The sequence below is a fragment of the Phenylobacterium sp. J426 genome (assembly GCF_024699945.1).
Lineage (GTDB): Bacteria > Pseudomonadota > Alphaproteobacteria > Caulobacterales > Caulobacteraceae > Phenylobacterium.
The window spans coordinates 2,823,287-2,836,750 of record NZ_JAJOMY010000001.1 but is presented as its reverse complement, the minus strand read 5'-3'; the positions used below and the strand labels follow the sequence as shown (position 1 = coordinate 2,836,750).

Below are 13,464 nucleotides of genomic sequence, written 5' to 3'. Positions count from 1 at the left end.
AGCGATGGGGGGACTGCATGGCGCATTGGCGATTGGCGATCGGGGTTGCGTTGGCTCTGTTCCTGGCGGCGTGCGGCAAGCCCGCCGAGCAGGTGCGCATCTACAACTGGTCGGACTACATCGACCCGGCGCTGCTCGAGCAGTTCACCCAGGAGACGGGGATCGAGGTCACCTACGACACCTTCGATTCCAACGAGATCCTCGAGACGAAGGTGCTGCAGGGCGGCACGGGGTACGACCTTGTCGTCCCCTCGAACCACAACCTGCCCCGTTACATCACCGCCGGCGCCATTCAGCCGTTGGAGAAGGCGAAACTGCCCGGCCTGTCTAACCTCTCGCCTGATCTGATGGCGAAGCTGGCCGTCTTCGACCCGAGCGGGACCTACGCGGTCCCCTACATGCAGGGCACCATCGGCATCGGCTACAACACCGCCCAGATCGCCAAACGTCTGCCAGGCGTGGCGATCGACAGCTGGGACGTGGTGTTCGATCCTAAAACCCTGGCGAAGCTGAAGGACTGCGGCGTCTATTTCCTGGACGCTTCCGAGGACATGTACGCGGTCGCCCTCAACTACTTGGGCAAGGATCCGAATTCGACCGCCGCAGCCGATTACGGCCAGGCGACGGATCTGTTGCTGAAGGCCCGACCCTATGTGCGGAAGTTCCACTCGTCGGAATACATCGAGGCCCTCGCGAACGGCGACGCCTGTGTCGCGATCGGCTATTCGGGCGACGTGCTTCAGGCCAAGGCCCGGGCTGCGGAGGCGAAGAACGGCGTGGAGCTGGCCTATGTCGTGCCCAAGGAGGGCAGCCAGATCTGGTTCGACGTCTTCACCATCCCGAAGGACGCTCCGAACCCGGACGCGGCGCACAGGTTCCTGGCCTTCATGCTGCGGCCCGATGTGATCGCAAAGGCCTCAGACTACGTCCAGTACGCGAACGCCAACGCAGCGGCGACTCCGCTGGTGGACGAAGCCGTGCGCAATGACCCCAACGTCTATCCGACCCCGGCGATGGCCGCGCGGTTGTTCGTCACGACCACCAAGGACCAAGGGCTGCTCCGGGACGTCAACCGGCAGTGGACGCGGGTTCTGACGGCTCGGTGAACATACCGGTGACCCCGCGCCGCGACATCGTCCGCTTCGAGGGCGTCAGCAAACGGTTCGGCGACCATTACGCCGTCGAGCAGGTCGACCTGGCCGTTCGCGAAGGCGAGTTCTTCGCCCTGTTGGGCCCCTCCGGCTGCGGCAAGACCACGCTGATGCGTCTGCTCGCGGGCTTCGAGACGCCTGACGCCGGCCGGATCCTGTTGGACGGTCAGGACATCGCCGGCCTGCCGCCGCACCGTCGGCCGGTGACCATGATGTTCCAGAGCTACGCGCTGTTCCCTCACCTGACGGTGGCGAAGAACATCGCCTATGGCCTGCGTGCGCTGCCAAGGCAGGAGGCGGCCGCCCGCGTCGACGAGATGCTCGCTCTGGTCAAGCTGGACGGCATGGGCGATCGCAAACCTCACCAGCTCTCCGGCGGTCAGCAGCAGCGGGTGGCCCTGGCCCGGGCGCTCGCGCCGCGGCCGCGGATCCTGTTGCTGGACGAGCCGTTGGCGGCGCTGGACCGCAAGCTCCGCGAGGAGACTCAGGCCGAGCTCGTGGCGCTGCAGCGGAGGCTCGGCCTCACGTTCGTCGTGGTCACCCATGACCAGGACGAGGCGCTGGCGATGGCCGATCGTCTGGCCGTCATGCAGGCCGGCCGCATCGCCCAGGTCGCCACCCCCCGCGAGGTCTATGAGCGCCCTGCCACCCGGGCCGTCGCCGAGTTCCTGGGCGAGGTCAACGTGCTTCCCGATGGCGACGGCTGGATCGCCGTGCGCCCGGAAACGGTGGTTCTGGGGGCGGCGGGTCTCCCGGGCCGCATCGGGGAAACCGCCTACTTCGGCGATCGAACCCGATATGTGGTCGAAACCGCTCAGGGGCGGATCCGGGCCAGCCGGGCCAATGTCGCCGGCGAGACGCCGTTGGCGGTGGGCGCCGAGGTCGCCGTGAGCTGGCCGCCGGGCGCGGCCACTCCACTTGCCGAATGAGGCGCGACCGCTCCCGTCTGGCGGCGATCCTGCCGGGCCTGTGGCTGGCGGCGTTCTTTGCCTTCCCGTTCGTGCTGGTTCTGAAGTTGTCGCTATCCGACACCGCGCTGTCGGTCCCGCCCTACACACCGCAGATCGACTGGAGCCGGCTGAACGCCTTCATCGCCGGGCTCGACGTGGAAACCTACGCACGGCTCGTGGCCGATCGCCTGTATCTCGACGCCTGGGTCTCCAGTCTCCGGATCGCCGGGACGGCGACCTTGCTGCTCCTGCTCATCGGCTACCCGATGGCCTACGGCATCGCCCGCTGCGCTCCACCCGCACGGCACGCCCTGGTCATGGCCGTCGTCCTGCCGTTCTGGACCAGCTTCCTGATCCGCATCTACGCCTGGATCGCCATCCTCAAGCCGGCCGGCCTCCTGAACGCCGCCCTCGCAAAGTTGGGCCTGCCGGCGGTGAACCTCCTCAACACCGAGGCGGCGGTCATCCTGGGCCTTGTCTACGCCTACCTGCCCTTCATGGTCCTGCCACTCTACGCCGTCTTGGAGCGGCAGGATGGACGGCTGGTGGAGGCCGCGCGAGATCTGGGGTCTCCTCCCTTTCGGGCGTTCTGGACGGTGACGTTTCCCCTGTCGCTGCCTGGTGTCGCCGCGGGCGCCCTGCTCTGCTTCATCCCGATGGCCGGTGAGTTCGTGGTTCCCGATCTGCTGGGCGGCTCCGAGACCCTGATGCTGGGGCGCGTGATCTGGACCGAGTTCTTCGCCAACCGCGACTGGCCGGCGGCGTCGGCCGTCGCCGTCGCGCTGCTCGCCACCCTTCTTGCGCCGATCCTGCTGTTCGAGCGGCAGCAGGCGAAGGTGCTGCGATGAGGCCATCCGTCTTCAGCCTCTCGGCGGTGAGCCTCGGCTTGGCCTTCCTCTACGGGCCGATCGTTCTGCTGATCCTGTACTCCTTCAACGACAGTCGGCTGGTGACGGTATGGTCGGGCTTCTCGCTGCGCTGGTACCGTGCGCTTCTGCAGGATCGCCAGATGCTCGATGCCGTGTGGACCACGGCCCGCGTCGGCGTGCTGTCGGCGACCCTCTCGACCATTCTGGGCACTCTGGCCGCCGTGGCGCTGGTGCGGGCGGGCCGTTTTCGGGGCCGCACAGGCCTCGCCGGGATGATCTACGCCACGCTCGTCATGCCCGAGGTGATCCTGGGCCTATCCCTGCTGCTGCTTTTCGTGGCCGTGGACGTCGCCCGGGGCTTCTGGACGGTGACCTTGGCCCACACGACGCTGACCCTGGCCTACGCGACGGTCGTGGTGCAGGCGCGGCTGTCCGGCTTCGATCGTAGCCTCGAGGAGGCGGCCCAGGATCTCGGCGCGCCGCCGTGGCGTGCGTTCCTGACGGTGACCCTGCCGAACATCGCGCCTGCGGTCGCGGCAGCCTGGATTCTGGCCTTCACGCTCTCACTGGACGACTTGGTGATCGCAAGCTTCACCTCCGGCCCGGGCGCCACCACCCTGCCGATGCGCCTCTACAGCCAGGTCCGCCTGGGCGTGAACCCGGAGATCAACGCCATCTCGACCCTGCTGATCGGACTCGTGACGACTGGCGTGATCGCCGCCTGGCTCGTCCAGCGGCGTCGGCGCGCCTAGAGCGGCGGCACGCGGTCGAACCAGGGCCTGGCTCGTTCCAGTTGCCCCGCCAGTCGGAAGAGCCCGGCCTCCTCACCCACCCGGCCGACGAACTGAAGGCCGATCGGCAGCCCCGAGGCGCTCCAGGCGAGCGGCACGGTCATCGCCGGCTGACCCGTGTTGTTGAACGGCTGCGTGTTGGGCATGAAGCTGAAGAGCCGTTCCGGGATCTCCCCCTGCTCCTCGAAGATCCAGCCGATAGGGACCGCAGGACGGCCGAGCGTCGAAAGCAGGAGAACGTCGTAGGTCTCGAACAGCGTGGCCATGTCGCGCCCGAAGGCATGCAGCGTTGCCAGCGCGCGGACGTAGTCACCGCCGCTCACGCCCTGCCCGCGCCGGTAGGTGGCTATCGTCAGCCCCTCCACTTCGCCGCGCTCGATCGGGCGGCCACGGCGATCGGCCTCGGCGTCCAGCGTCGCGGCCACGCTGGCCGCGATGACCAGGCCGGCGGCCGCCTGCATGGCCGCCAGGTCGCCCGGAACCTTCACCTCCTCGACCTCATGACCAAGTTCGGCGCAGAGCCTGGCGGCGTCGAGGACGGCCGCTGCGCACTCGGGGTCCAGAGCCTGCGACTGCAGGGCCGCGGCGGTGAAGCCGATCCGGAGACGGCCCGGCTCGCGCCTCACCTCCTCGAGGAACGGCCGCTCTGGTGGCGGCAGGAAATAGGGGTCTCCCGGCTGCGGCAGGCAGACCGCGTCGAGCAGTGCGGCGCTGTCACGGACGGAACGGGTCACGGCGTGCTGGATCGAGGCGCCGGCCCACCCCTCGCCGGCGGGCGCGAAGCTGACCCGCCCTCTCGACGGCTTCATGCCGAACAAGCCGCAGCAGGCGGCGGGCGTGCGGATGGAGCCGCCCCCATCGCTGGCGTGCGCGGCAGGCACGATGCCTGCCGCGACCGCCGCCGCTGCGCCTCCCGACGATCCGCCCGGCGTTCGGCCCAGGTCCCAGGGATTACGGCACACGCCCAGATGCGCGCCCTCGGTGACAGGCCACAGCCCGAACTCGGGCGTGTTCGTCTTTCCGAAGATGCTCAGGCCTGCAGCCTTGTAGAGGCGGGTGATCGCGCTGTCGGCCGGCGCAACGGCATCGGCGAACAGCTTGGAGCCGCCCGACGTGACCGCGCCTTCAAGCTGCGCCCCCAGGTCCTTCAGCAGGAACGGCACGCCCGCGAACGGTCCGTCGGCGGGCGTCGCGCCACGCGCGACCTCCGCAAGGTCGCTCGTGACGGCGTTGATCTGAGGGTCGACCTCGGCCCGGCGGGCGATCGCCGCCTCCAGCAGATCGCCAGGGGAAACCTCTCTGCGACGGACCAGATCGGCCAGGCCGATGGCGTCGTGCTTCCGGTATTCCTCGAACCGCATGGCGTCCCCTTCCGGTCTTCTCGTTGAAGACAGCGAAGCACAGGGAGGCCGCAAGACCAATGGTGCCGGATGCAGGACTCGAACCCGCGACCTTCGGTTTACAAAACCGCTGCTCTACCAGCTGAGCTAATCCGGCATGACCGCGTGACAACAATGGCTCGGGGCCACCGCCATCCCGCAGATCGCGCGACTGGGCATGCCTGGAGCACACCGGGCGCTCCAGGCGCGACCGATTGCACATCGACTTGCGGCAGGCAAGCCGAGGCCGACGATCGCGCCTGATGCTGAGCGCTGCCGACCGCCGATGCACTGGGCCGGGGGAACCCGCCCATCGCTCATTGGTTCGAACGGTGGAGCTGCGGGAGTGAGAGGGCGGCCAGGCTGATGCGCGAACTGCCGATTTGGACGCCCTACTGCGGCCCGGGGGCGACGCCGTCGGATCTGCTTCTGCGGTGGAACGCCGACCCCGTGCTGCTGGCCGTGATGGCAGTGGCGGCGGCGCTCATGTGGCGAGCGCGGGCTCGGCCGGTCGGCTGGGCGGGCCTGGCCGTAGCGGCCCTGCTGTTCCTCTCGCCGCTCTGCGCATTGTCCTCGGCCCTGTTCGCCGCCCGCACGATCCACCACGTTCTCCTCATGGCGGCGCTGGCGCCGCTGACAGCCTGGGCTCTTCCCAAGGCCGGCCGAAGCCTGGGGGCTTCCACCGCCGCTTCAACGGCCGTGTTCTGGGCCTGGCACGCGCCCGATGCCTACGCGTGGGCCATGAGCCACGACATGGCCTATTGGCTCATGCAGGCCAGCCTGGCGGCCTCGGCGACCTGGTTCTGGCGGAACGTCCGCGCGGCCGGCACGCTCGCGGCCGTCGGCGCGCTGCTGATCGCCACGGTGCAGATGGGCCTGCTGGGCGCGCTGCTCACCCTCGCCGACCGGGCGTTGTACGCCCCCCACGCCGCAACGACCCTGGCCTGGGGCCTGACGCCGCTGCAGGACCAGCAGATGGCCGGTCTGCTGATGTGGGCGCCGGCCGCGGCCGTCTATCTTGCGGTGGCGATCGTCCTGCTCGCGCGCCGGCTCGAGCCGGAGCCGGTTGTCCGGTGATCGATCGCCTGCTGCTCAATGTCCTCGAGTGGGCGGCGGGTCACGCCGACGAAGGTCGCTACTCGCCGGTCGGCATCATCTTTCACTGGACGATGGCGGCCCTCGTCTTCTTCCAGCTCGGCTGGGGCTGGTGGATGGGCCGCCTGCCGCCAGGCGGCGCGAAGGCCGGAGCGTACGAATTGCACTATGCGGTCGGCGTCCTCATGCTGGCCCTGATCCTGGCCCGCAGCGCCTGGCGCGCGTTCGCTCCCCAACCTATCAACGACGCCGACAAGCCAGGCTGGGAAAGCGTCGCGGCGCACGTCACCCATTACCTCTTCTACGCCTGCTTGTTCGGCCTGCCGCTGTCCGGCTGGCTGATGATCTCCGCGTCCGGACGGGAAATAGACCTGACGCTGCTGGGGCTGGTCTCCTGGCCGCTGTTGCCGCTGCAGGATCTCTCGAACAGCCGCCTGTGGGCGCTCGAGGCGGTGGCGGAGTGGACCCATTGGGGCCTCATCGTCACCCTGCTGCTGCTGATCCCGATCCATGTGGGCGGGGCGCTGAAGCATCAGCTGGTGGATCAGGACGACGTGATGCACGGGATGCTGCCGGTGCTTCCCAAGCCGCGTCGGCGCTCAACCCTTTAGGCGCCGCCGCTGGCTGGCGCTGGAACGGCGGACTGTGCGGCTAGCCAGGCGGCTAGTGCGTCGATCTCGGCGTCCGACAGCCCGGCGGTCGCCATCCGCATGACGCCGCGCGGATCGTTCCGTCGCTTCGCCTCCCGCCACCTGCTCAGCTGGTCGGCCACATAGGCCGCCGGCTGGCCGGAGATGGCGGGCCCGGCTGTCCCGGCCCCCTCGCCGACCGGCCCGTGGCACGCGACACAGGCCCCGTAAGCGATCGGCGCGAGCGCCGCATTCCCCGTCGTCGCCGGCGCTGGCAGCCCTGCGTAGTACGCCGCCACAGCCTGTCGAGCGTGCGGGTTCAACCGTCGGGCGACGCCCGCCATCGTGGCGTCTTCCCTCAAGCCGGACGCATAGTCTTCCAGCTGCTTGTGCAGGTAGCCGGCCTCCAGGCCCGCAAGCCGTGGAACGGCGTCGCCGTCGCCTGCGCCATCCAGGCCGTGACAGGTGAAACAGGCGTGCGCGGCTCCACCATCTCCGCCGCTCATGGCCACCACGCGGCCCGTCTGGCTGAACGCAGCGTCCGTGACGGTGGCACCTCCGCTGCAGCCAGCGAGCAACAGGCCAAGCAGAAGGGCGGGGATCGCGCGCACAGGCCTGCAACCCGCATCTCCGTGCAGGGTTCCGGGAACTGCCAAGCTGTCGGCGGGTTCCCTAGCCGGGCCGGAGGTGGGATGCAGCGGTGTACATTCGCGAACGCAGACGGTTCGTGGCCATGAGCCTGGCGGCGATCACGCTTGGCGCCTGCGCGGAGACGTCCGTCCGGCCCCGCCAGCTGGCCGGAGCCGATCCCGCGCGCGGACGGGACGCCGCCGAGCGGGTGGTTTGCGCCGCCTGCCATGAGATCCCCGGCATCGCCTGGCCGAGGGGACGGATGGGGGGAAGCCTGGCGGGCTTCGGCGGCCGCCCGCTGATCGCCGGCCGGCTCCCGAACCAGCCCGACATCCTGGTTCGGTGGGTGCGCGATGCCCCGTCTCTGATCCCCGGCACCGGCATGCCGCCGCAGGACCTTTCGCCGGCCGAGGCTCGCGATGTCGCGGCCTTCCTGTACACCCTCGAATGAGCGGCCTCGGCGACATCCTGTCGGGCTGGCCGCCGCCGGTGCTCGACCCGGCCGGTCCTTTCGCTGCGCCGGTCACGGTGCTGGCGTGGGCGCTGTTCGCGATGGGCGCGGGCGTGCTGGCGCTGGTGATCGGTGCGACCGCGATCGCCATCTTCGGTCCGCGCCGATGGCGGGCGCGCCTGGGGCATGAGCGCCTCGTGTGGATCGGCGGCCTGGCCTTCCCGGTCGTCGTACTGAGTGCGCTCCTGATCTGGGGTCTGACGCTGACCCGCGACCTGTCGGCGCCGCCGCAACCGGGCGAGGTGCGCATCCGCGTGACCGGCGAGATGTGGTGGTGGCGCGTGGCCTATCTCGACAGCGAAGGCCGCGAAGCGATCCAGGACGCGAACGAGATCCACCTGCCTGCCGGCCAACCGGTGACGCTCGAGCTCGAAGCCGCCGACGTGATCCACAGCCTTTGGATCCCGCGCCTGTCGGGCAAGGTGGACATGATCCCTGGCCGCCGCAATCTGATGCGCATCGAGGCCGCGCGGCCCGGGGTGTATCCGGCGCAATGCGCGGAGTTCTGCGGCGGACCGCACGCCCTTATGGGTCTGGTGGTCGTGGCCCACGAACCCGCGGCGTTCGAGGCATGGAGGAGCCGGCGGCTGCAACCGCCTCCGCAAGCTTCTACCCCGGGTGCGGCGACGTTCCTGGCCGCCGGCTGCGGAGCCTGTCACACCGTGCGGGGCACGCCCGCGAATGGCACGGCCGGACCCGATCTCACCCATATCGGCTCCAGGCGGACGCTCGGCGCCGGCATCCTTCCGAACCGCCAGGGCACGCTCGCCGCCTGGATCGCCGACAGCCAGGCCATCAAGCCGGGCAACCGCATGCCGTCCTATCCGGTGCTCTCCGGCAGCGAGGTTCGCCTCATCGCCGCCTGGCTCGAGACCCTGGAATGACGTCGGAGACCGGCTTTGACCGGCGCCTCTACGACCGCTTCCCCACACGCGAGCCGCGTCCCGCCGGCGAGCTGGAGGCCCTGAAGGACGCCTGGTGCCGGCCACGCGGCTGGCAGTGGGTCTGGGCGATCAACAACAACTTCGTCGGCGTCTACTACCTGGGCGCGGCGATGCTGTTCTTCGTCCTGGCAGGATCGCTTGCGCTCCTGATGCGGACCCAGCTCGCCCTGCCGCTGAACGGTTTCCTGCCGCAGGAGACCTACAACCAGCTCTTCACCATGCACGGGACCATGATGATGTTCCTGTTCGCGGTGCCGGCGGTGGAGGCCCTCGGGGTCCTCCTGCTGCCGCAGATGCTGGGCGCCCGCGACCTGCCCTTCCCCCCGGCTGTCGGCCTACGCGTTCTGGTCCTATCTGATTGGCGGCCTGGCCTTCTTCTGTTCGCTGTTCTTCGGCCTGGCCCCCCAACGGCGGCTGGTTCATGTATCCGCCGCTGACGGGCGCCACCTATTCGCCGGGCATCAACGCCGACTTCTGGCTGCTCGGCATCGGCTTCATCGAGATCTCGGCCATCGCCGGCGCCATCGAGATCATCGTCGGCGTCCTGCGCACCCGTGCGCCGGGCATGACGCTCGACAAGCTGCCGATCTTTGCGTGGGCGATGCTGATCTTCGCCGCGATGATCATCATCGCCTTCCCGTCGGTGATCCTGGCCACCCTGTTGCTGGAACTCGAACGGGCGCTCGGGTGGCCGTTCTTCGACAGCGTCAAGGGCGGCGACCCCCTCCTGTGGCAGCACCTGTTCTGGTTCTTCGGCCACCCGGAAGTCTACATCATCTTCCTGCCCGCGGCGGGCGCGATGTCGACCATCATCCCGGCGATCGCCCGGACCCCGCTGGTGGGTTACCGCCTGGTGGTGCTCGCCATGCTGGCCACCGGCTTCATCTCGTTCGGCGTCTGGGCGCACCACATGTTCACCGTGGGCATGCCGACCATGTCGGTGAACGTCTTCTCGGCTGCGTCGATGGCCGTCAGCGTCCCGGCGGGCGTGCAGGTGTTCGCCTGGATCGCCACCCTGGCGGCCGGCCGGATGCGATTCAACACGCCGGGCCTCTTCGCCGTCGGCGGCCTCGTGATCTTCGTGGCGGGGGGGCTGAGCGGGGTGATGGTCGCCATGGTCCCCTTCGACTGGCAGGCGCATGACACCTACTTCATCGTCGCCCATCTTCACTATGTCCTGATCGGCGGGATGGTCTTCCCGCTGTTTGCGGCGATCTACTACTGGACGCCGCTGGTCAGCCGGCGGCCGCTGAGCGAACGGCTCGGCCGATGGATCTTCTGGCTCATGTTCGCCGGCATGCATCTCACCTTCCTGCCGATGCATCTCACGGGCCTGATGGGGATGCCGAGGCGGGTCTACACCTACCTTCCCGACTGGGGCTGGCAGACGACCAACCAGATGTCCACCGCCGGGGCCTTCCTGTTTGGGCTCGCGGTGCTGCTCTGGATCCTAGACATGGCCCGGAACTTCCGCCCCTTCGGCGAGCGGAACGCCGGCAATGTCTACGACGGTCCCGGGCTGGAGTGGCTCCCGAACGATCTCTACTCCGTACGCTCCATTCCTGTGGTGAAGAGCCTCTATCCGCTTTGGGATCAGCCGGATCTCGCCCGCGACGTCGATGCCGGCCGCTACTTCCTGCCCGACAATCCCACGGGCGGACGCGAGACCATCGTGACGAGCACGATGAACGCCGAGCCACAGTTCCTCCTGCGGATGCCCAAGCCATCCGGCTGGCACGTGTGGGCGGCGATCTTCACGGCAGGCTTCTTCCTGCTGCTGACCATCCAGGCCTACGCCGCCTCCGCACTCTGCGGCGTGCTGGCGGTCTACACCCTCGTCCAGTGGTGCTGGCTGCTCGACAAACCCATGGATCAGCCCGCGGTCGACATCGGCGGCGGGATCATGGCCCCCAGCTACGCCAGCGGGACCGGCAGCCACGGCTGGTGGGCGATGGTCATCACCCTGATCGTCGGCGGGATGGTCGCCCTGCTGATGGGGTTCTCGTACGTCTTCCTTTGGAGCAGCCGTCCGGACCTGTGGGTTCCGCCGCCCGGGGGACTCGCTAGCCCTGATCCTCGGGCTGCTGGCGGTCGCCGCCTCGCTGGCCTGGGGGGGCGTCAAGGCCCTCGTCCACGATGGGCCGCATAGCCCCGTTGTCTCCTCCATGATGCTGGCAGCGGCGGCCACGCTCCTGGGCGTGGCCTGGGCTCTGGATCTGCAGGGCTGGGCGGACATGGGCCTGCGTCCATCCCAGTCGCCTCAGGGCGCGACGGTGGCCGCGCTGCTGTCCTGGCAGGGCCTGTTCGTACTCGTCTCCGCGATCATGGGCCTCTACGCTCTGGCGCGCCTCGCGCGGGGCTATGTCCGCGCCGGGCAGCCGGCCACCTTCGAAGTCATCGGCCTGTTCATCGCCTACGGCGCCGCCCAGGGCGCTTTCGCCGCCGCCCTGCCGCGGCTATTCCCCGGGAGCTGACCATGCCCCGTTGGAGCTATGCCCTGGGCGGCCTGATAGCATGGACGGTTCACTTCACCGGCGTCTACGCCTTCGCCAGCCTCGACGCGCAGACGCCCGTCGCGGACAGCGGTCTTTGGCGCGCCGCGTCCGTCGCCCTGTCGCTCGCCTGCGCTGGCGCATGCGTAGGCGTCGCCGTGGTCGCGGCTCGTCGCCTCCAGCGCCGTGGCGACGCCGCCGTCACGCTCCTGAACCAGCTCGCGCTGCTGGGCGCGGCCGTCGCCGTGATCGCCATCGCGTGGCAGACCCTGGCCGTCCTCATCGCCTAGCGCTGCGGGGCCACCCGCCAGACCGTGTTCGACAGGTCGTCTGCCACCAGCAGGATGCGCTTGGCCGGATCGAACGTGACGCCAACTGGCCGCCCCCGCGCGCGGCCCTCCTCGGTGAGGAAGCCGGTGACGAAATCTACCGGAGGCCCACTGGGTCGACCGGCAGAGAATGGCGTCCAGACCACCTTGTAGCCCGCCAGGTCCTGGCGGTTCCAGCTGCCGTGCTGCCCGATGAAGGCGCCCTCGGCGTAGGTCCCGCCGAACCCGCCTTGCGTCGCGAACGACAGGCCGAGGGCGGCGACGTGAGAGCCGAGCGCGTAGTCGGGCGTGATCGCCGTGGCGACCAGTTCCGGCTTCTGGGGCTTCACGCGCGGGTCCAGGTTCTTGCCCCAGTAGCTGTAGGGCCAACCGTAGAAGCCGCCTTCCCGCACCGACGTCAGGTAGTCGGGCGCAAGTTGGGGGCCGATCTCGTCGCGCTCGTTGACCACGGCCCAGAGGGCGCTGGTCGCCGGCTCGATGGCGAGCGCCGTCGGATTGCGGATCCCGCGGGCCACCGTGCGCCGGGCTCCGGTCGTCGGATCGATGGCCCAGATGACCGCCCGTTCCTCCTCCACCGCCATGCCGCGTTCGCCGACGTTGCTGTTCGAGCCGATGCCCACATACAGCGTCTGGCCGTCGGCGCTCGCGGTCATCGCCTTGGTCCAGTGGTGGTTGAGCGCCGCGGGCAGCTTGGTCACCTCCTCAGGTGAAGCCGTGATCCGCGTCTGCCCTTCCTGATAGGGGAAGCGGACGAGCGCATCCTGGTTGGCGACGTAGAGGTAGCCGTTGACGAACGCGAGGCCGTAGGGCGCATCCAGCCCGTCGACGAAGACGGTGCGCACCTCCGCCCGGCCATCGTTGTCGGCGTCGCGCAGCAGGGTGATCCGGTCGCCGCTTTCGACCTTGGTGTTGCCCTGCTTCTTGATCACGCCGGCGATCACGTCCTTCGGCCGCAGGCGCGGCGCGCCGCCGCCGCGACCTTCGGCGACCAGGATGTCGCCGTTGGGCAGGACCAGCATCTGGCGGGGGATCTGCAGGTCGGTGGCCAGCGCTGTTACGGTGAAGCCGGAAGGCGCGGTGGGAACCGCGTCGCCCCAGCCGACCGGCTTGGCGATCCGCATGGGCGGCACCAGGGTTTCGCGAACGCCCGGCAGGTCCGGGTTGGCGCCTGTCTGGTTAAGGTTGGGGTCGCTGCGACCGCAGGCGCCCAGCGCCAGGAGAGCGGCGACGCAGGTCAGGGTTCCGATCCGCATCACGCGGCCTCCTCGTTCATCGCACCCGAGTAGGCGACGAGAGCGGCGACCAGGGCCGCAACGGCGGTGAGGATCGAGAGGATCAGGCCGAACGCCCCCACCGAGCTCCAGGCGTCCTGGCTATGTTTGAAGGCGTTGATCAGCCCCAGCAGGCACATCAGCGCCAGGGCCGCGGCGTGCAGCAGCCGAGGCGCGCGCCGGCCGGACCGGAGGCCGGCCAGAAGAGCGAGAAGCGCGCAGACCAGCGCCACGCCGCCGAACACGAGGCCCACCGTGATCGACCAGGCGGAGAAGTTGCTCCACTGCATCTCGGCGGTGCGCAGATAGGCGATGTCCGTCGCGACGGCGAAGCTGAACAGCGCGACCGGGAAGGCCAGCAGCACGCCGTAGGCGGCGCGTGTCGCGCGGCCTACCGGACCGATCTGTCGTCGCATGCGGGGT

The 13,464-nt window shown here is 69.3% G+C and carries 16 protein-coding genes and 1 tRNA gene; 12 read left to right on the top strand and 5 right to left on the bottom strand.

What is annotated here, in order from left to right; translation table 11 throughout:
- The first annotated feature begins 17 nt into the window (after positions 1–17).
- Genes LRS10_RS14905 through LRS10_RS14890 form a run of 4 tightly spaced genes read left to right on the top strand, consistent with a single transcriptional unit; the run spans position 18 to position 3,722 of the window.
- On the top strand, positions 18–1,106 hold the full coding sequence (locus LRS10_RS14905; protein WP_257837962.1) for a polyamine ABC transporter substrate-binding protein: 1,089 nt from the start codon (positions 18–20) through the stop codon (positions 1,104–1,106).
- Complete coding sequence (locus LRS10_RS14900; RefSeq protein ID WP_257837961.1) at positions 1,079–2,080, top strand: ABC transporter ATP-binding protein; 1,002 nt, start codon at positions 1,079–1,081, stop codon at positions 2,078–2,080. The genes LRS10_RS14905 and LRS10_RS14900 overlap by 28 nt, the downstream gene beginning before the upstream one ends.
- Positions 2,077–2,949, top strand: coding sequence for an ABC transporter permease (locus LRS10_RS14895; protein WP_257837960.1), 873 nt, complete (start codon positions 2,077–2,079; stop codon positions 2,947–2,949). Before LRS10_RS14900 ends, LRS10_RS14895 begins: the two co-directional genes overlap by 4 nt.
- Positions 2,946–3,722 (top strand): ABC transporter permease, encoded by a 777-nt coding sequence (locus LRS10_RS14890; protein ID WP_257837959.1) that lies wholly within the window; start codon positions 2,946–2,948, stop codon positions 3,720–3,722. Before LRS10_RS14895 ends, LRS10_RS14890 begins: the two co-directional genes overlap by 4 nt.
- On the opposite strand, the gene LRS10_RS14885 is transcribed toward LRS10_RS14890, so the two are convergent.
- A complete protein-coding gene (locus LRS10_RS14885) occupies positions 3,719–5,122 on the bottom strand; it encodes an amidase (protein ID WP_257837958.1) in 1,404 nt (467 codons plus the stop codon). The two genes, LRS10_RS14890 and LRS10_RS14885, sit on opposite strands and share 4 nt — an antisense overlap.
- Positions 5,123–5,182: 60 nt before the next feature.
- A tRNA-Thr gene (locus LRS10_RS14880) sits at positions 5,183–5,258 on the bottom strand.
- 248 nt (positions 5,259–5,506) lie between these two features.
- Here LRS10_RS14880 and LRS10_RS14875 point away from each other — a divergent pair.
- Both LRS10_RS14875 and LRS10_RS14870 read left to right on the top strand, forming a co-directional pair.
- Entirely contained in the window at positions 5,507–6,217 is a 711-nt protein-coding gene (locus LRS10_RS14875) for a cytochrome c oxidase assembly protein (protein ID WP_257837957.1), read from the top strand.
- On the top strand, positions 6,214–6,846 hold the full coding sequence (locus LRS10_RS14870) for a cytochrome b (RefSeq protein ID WP_257837956.1): 633 nt from the start codon (positions 6,214–6,216) through the stop codon (positions 6,844–6,846). The genes LRS10_RS14875 and LRS10_RS14870 overlap by 4 nt, the downstream gene beginning before the upstream one ends.
- Here the strand turns inward: LRS10_RS14870 and LRS10_RS14865 are convergent.
- Complete coding sequence (locus tag LRS10_RS14865) at positions 6,843–7,370, bottom strand: c-type cytochrome (RefSeq protein ID WP_257839178.1); 528 nt, start codon at positions 7,368–7,370, stop codon at positions 6,843–6,845. The two genes, LRS10_RS14870 and LRS10_RS14865, sit on opposite strands and share 4 nt — an antisense overlap.
- Before the next feature lie 194 nt (positions 7,371–7,564).
- Here LRS10_RS14865 and LRS10_RS14860 point away from each other — a divergent pair, with 194 nt between their 5' ends.
- Genes LRS10_RS14860 through LRS10_RS14835 form a run of 6 tightly spaced genes read left to right on the top strand, consistent with a single transcriptional unit; the run spans position 7,565 to position 11,731 of the window.
- Positions 7,565–7,945, top strand: a complete 381-nt coding sequence (locus LRS10_RS14860; protein WP_257837955.1) for a cytochrome c family protein — start codon at positions 7,565–7,567, stop codon at positions 7,943–7,945.
- Positions 7,942–8,889 (top strand): cytochrome c oxidase subunit II, encoded by a 948-nt coding sequence (gene coxB, locus LRS10_RS14855; RefSeq protein ID WP_257837954.1) that lies wholly within the window; start codon positions 7,942–7,944, stop codon positions 8,887–8,889. Before LRS10_RS14860 ends, coxB begins: the two co-directional genes overlap by 4 nt.
- Entirely contained in the window at positions 8,886–9,386 is a 501-nt protein-coding gene (locus LRS10_RS14850) for a cbb3-type cytochrome c oxidase subunit I (RefSeq protein WP_257837953.1), read from the top strand. Before coxB ends, LRS10_RS14850 begins: the two co-directional genes overlap by 4 nt.
- Positions 9,371–11,098 carry a cbb3-type cytochrome c oxidase subunit I gene (locus tag LRS10_RS14845; protein WP_257837952.1) on the top strand — a complete coding sequence of 576 codons (1,728 nt, stop codon included), beginning with the start codon at positions 9,371–9,373 and terminating at the stop codon, positions 11,096–11,098. Before LRS10_RS14850 ends, LRS10_RS14845 begins: the two co-directional genes overlap by 16 nt.
- 19 nt (positions 11,099–11,117) lie before the next feature.
- Entirely contained in the window at positions 11,118–11,423 is a 306-nt protein-coding gene (locus LRS10_RS14840; protein ID WP_257837951.1) for a hypothetical protein, read from the top strand.
- A gap of 2 nt (positions 11,424–11,425) precedes the next feature.
- Positions 11,426–11,731 (top strand): hypothetical protein, encoded by a 306-nt coding sequence (locus tag LRS10_RS14835; protein WP_257837950.1) that lies wholly within the window; start codon positions 11,426–11,428, stop codon positions 11,729–11,731.
- Here the strand turns inward: LRS10_RS14835 and LRS10_RS14830 are convergent.
- Both LRS10_RS14830 and LRS10_RS14825 read right to left on the bottom strand, forming a co-directional pair.
- The gene (locus tag LRS10_RS14830) at positions 11,728–13,023 is read right to left on the bottom strand and encodes a sorbosone dehydrogenase family protein (RefSeq protein WP_257837949.1); all 1,296 of its coding nucleotides are present in this window, start codon (positions 13,021–13,023) and stop codon (positions 11,728–11,730) included. The genes LRS10_RS14835 and LRS10_RS14830 overlap by 4 nt on opposite strands.
- Positions 13,023–13,457, bottom strand: a complete 435-nt coding sequence (locus LRS10_RS14825; RefSeq protein WP_257837948.1) for a DUF2231 domain-containing protein — start codon at positions 13,455–13,457, stop codon at positions 13,023–13,025. The genes LRS10_RS14830 and LRS10_RS14825 overlap by 1 nt, the downstream gene beginning before the upstream one ends.
- Positions 13,458–13,464: the final 7 nt, after the last annotated feature.

Excerpts from the sequence above, each read along its gene's own strand:
- LRS10_RS14885 (WP_257837958.1), bottom strand. The coding sequence starts at position 5,122 with ATGCGGTTCGAGGAATACCGGAAGCACGACGCCATCGGCCTGGCCGAT.
- LRS10_RS14865 (WP_257839178.1), bottom strand. The coding sequence starts at position 7,370 with ATGAGCGGCGGAGATGGTGGAGCCGCGCACGCCTGTTTCACCTGTCAC.
- coxB (WP_257837954.1), top strand. The coding sequence starts at position 7,942 with ATGAGCGGCCTCGGCGACATCCTGTCGGGCTGGCCGCCGCCGGTGCTC.
- LRS10_RS14825 (WP_257837948.1), bottom strand. The coding sequence starts at position 13,457 with ATGCGACGACAGATCGGTCCGGTAGGCCGCGCGACACGCGCCGCCTAC.
- LRS10_RS14895 (WP_257837960.1), top strand. The coding sequence starts at position 2,077 with ATGAGGCGCGACCGCTCCCGTCTGGCGGCGATCCTGCCGGGCCTGTGG.
- LRS10_RS14890 (WP_257837959.1), top strand. The coding sequence starts at position 2,946 with ATGAGGCCATCCGTCTTCAGCCTCTCGGCGGTGAGCCTCGGCTTGGCC.
- LRS10_RS14840 (WP_257837951.1), top strand. The coding sequence starts at position 11,118 with ATGCTGGCAGCGGCGGCCACGCTCCTGGGCGTGGCCTGGGCTCTGGAT.
- LRS10_RS14905 (WP_257837962.1), top strand. The coding sequence starts at position 18 with ATGGCGCATTGGCGATTGGCGATCGGGGTTGCGTTGGCTCTGTTCCTG.
- LRS10_RS14830 (WP_257837949.1), bottom strand. The coding sequence starts at position 13,023 with ATGCGGATCGGAACCCTGACCTGCGTCGCCGCTCTCCTGGCGCTGGGC.
- LRS10_RS14835 (WP_257837950.1), top strand. The coding sequence starts at position 11,426 with ATGCCCCGTTGGAGCTATGCCCTGGGCGGCCTGATAGCATGGACGGTT.
- LRS10_RS14850 (WP_257837953.1), top strand. The coding sequence starts at position 8,886 with ATGACGTCGGAGACCGGCTTTGACCGGCGCCTCTACGACCGCTTCCCC.
- LRS10_RS14875 (WP_257837957.1), top strand. The coding sequence starts at position 5,507 with ATGCGCGAACTGCCGATTTGGACGCCCTACTGCGGCCCGGGGGCGACG.
- LRS10_RS14845 (WP_257837952.1), top strand. The coding sequence starts at position 9,371 with ATGTATCCGCCGCTGACGGGCGCCACCTATTCGCCGGGCATCAACGCC.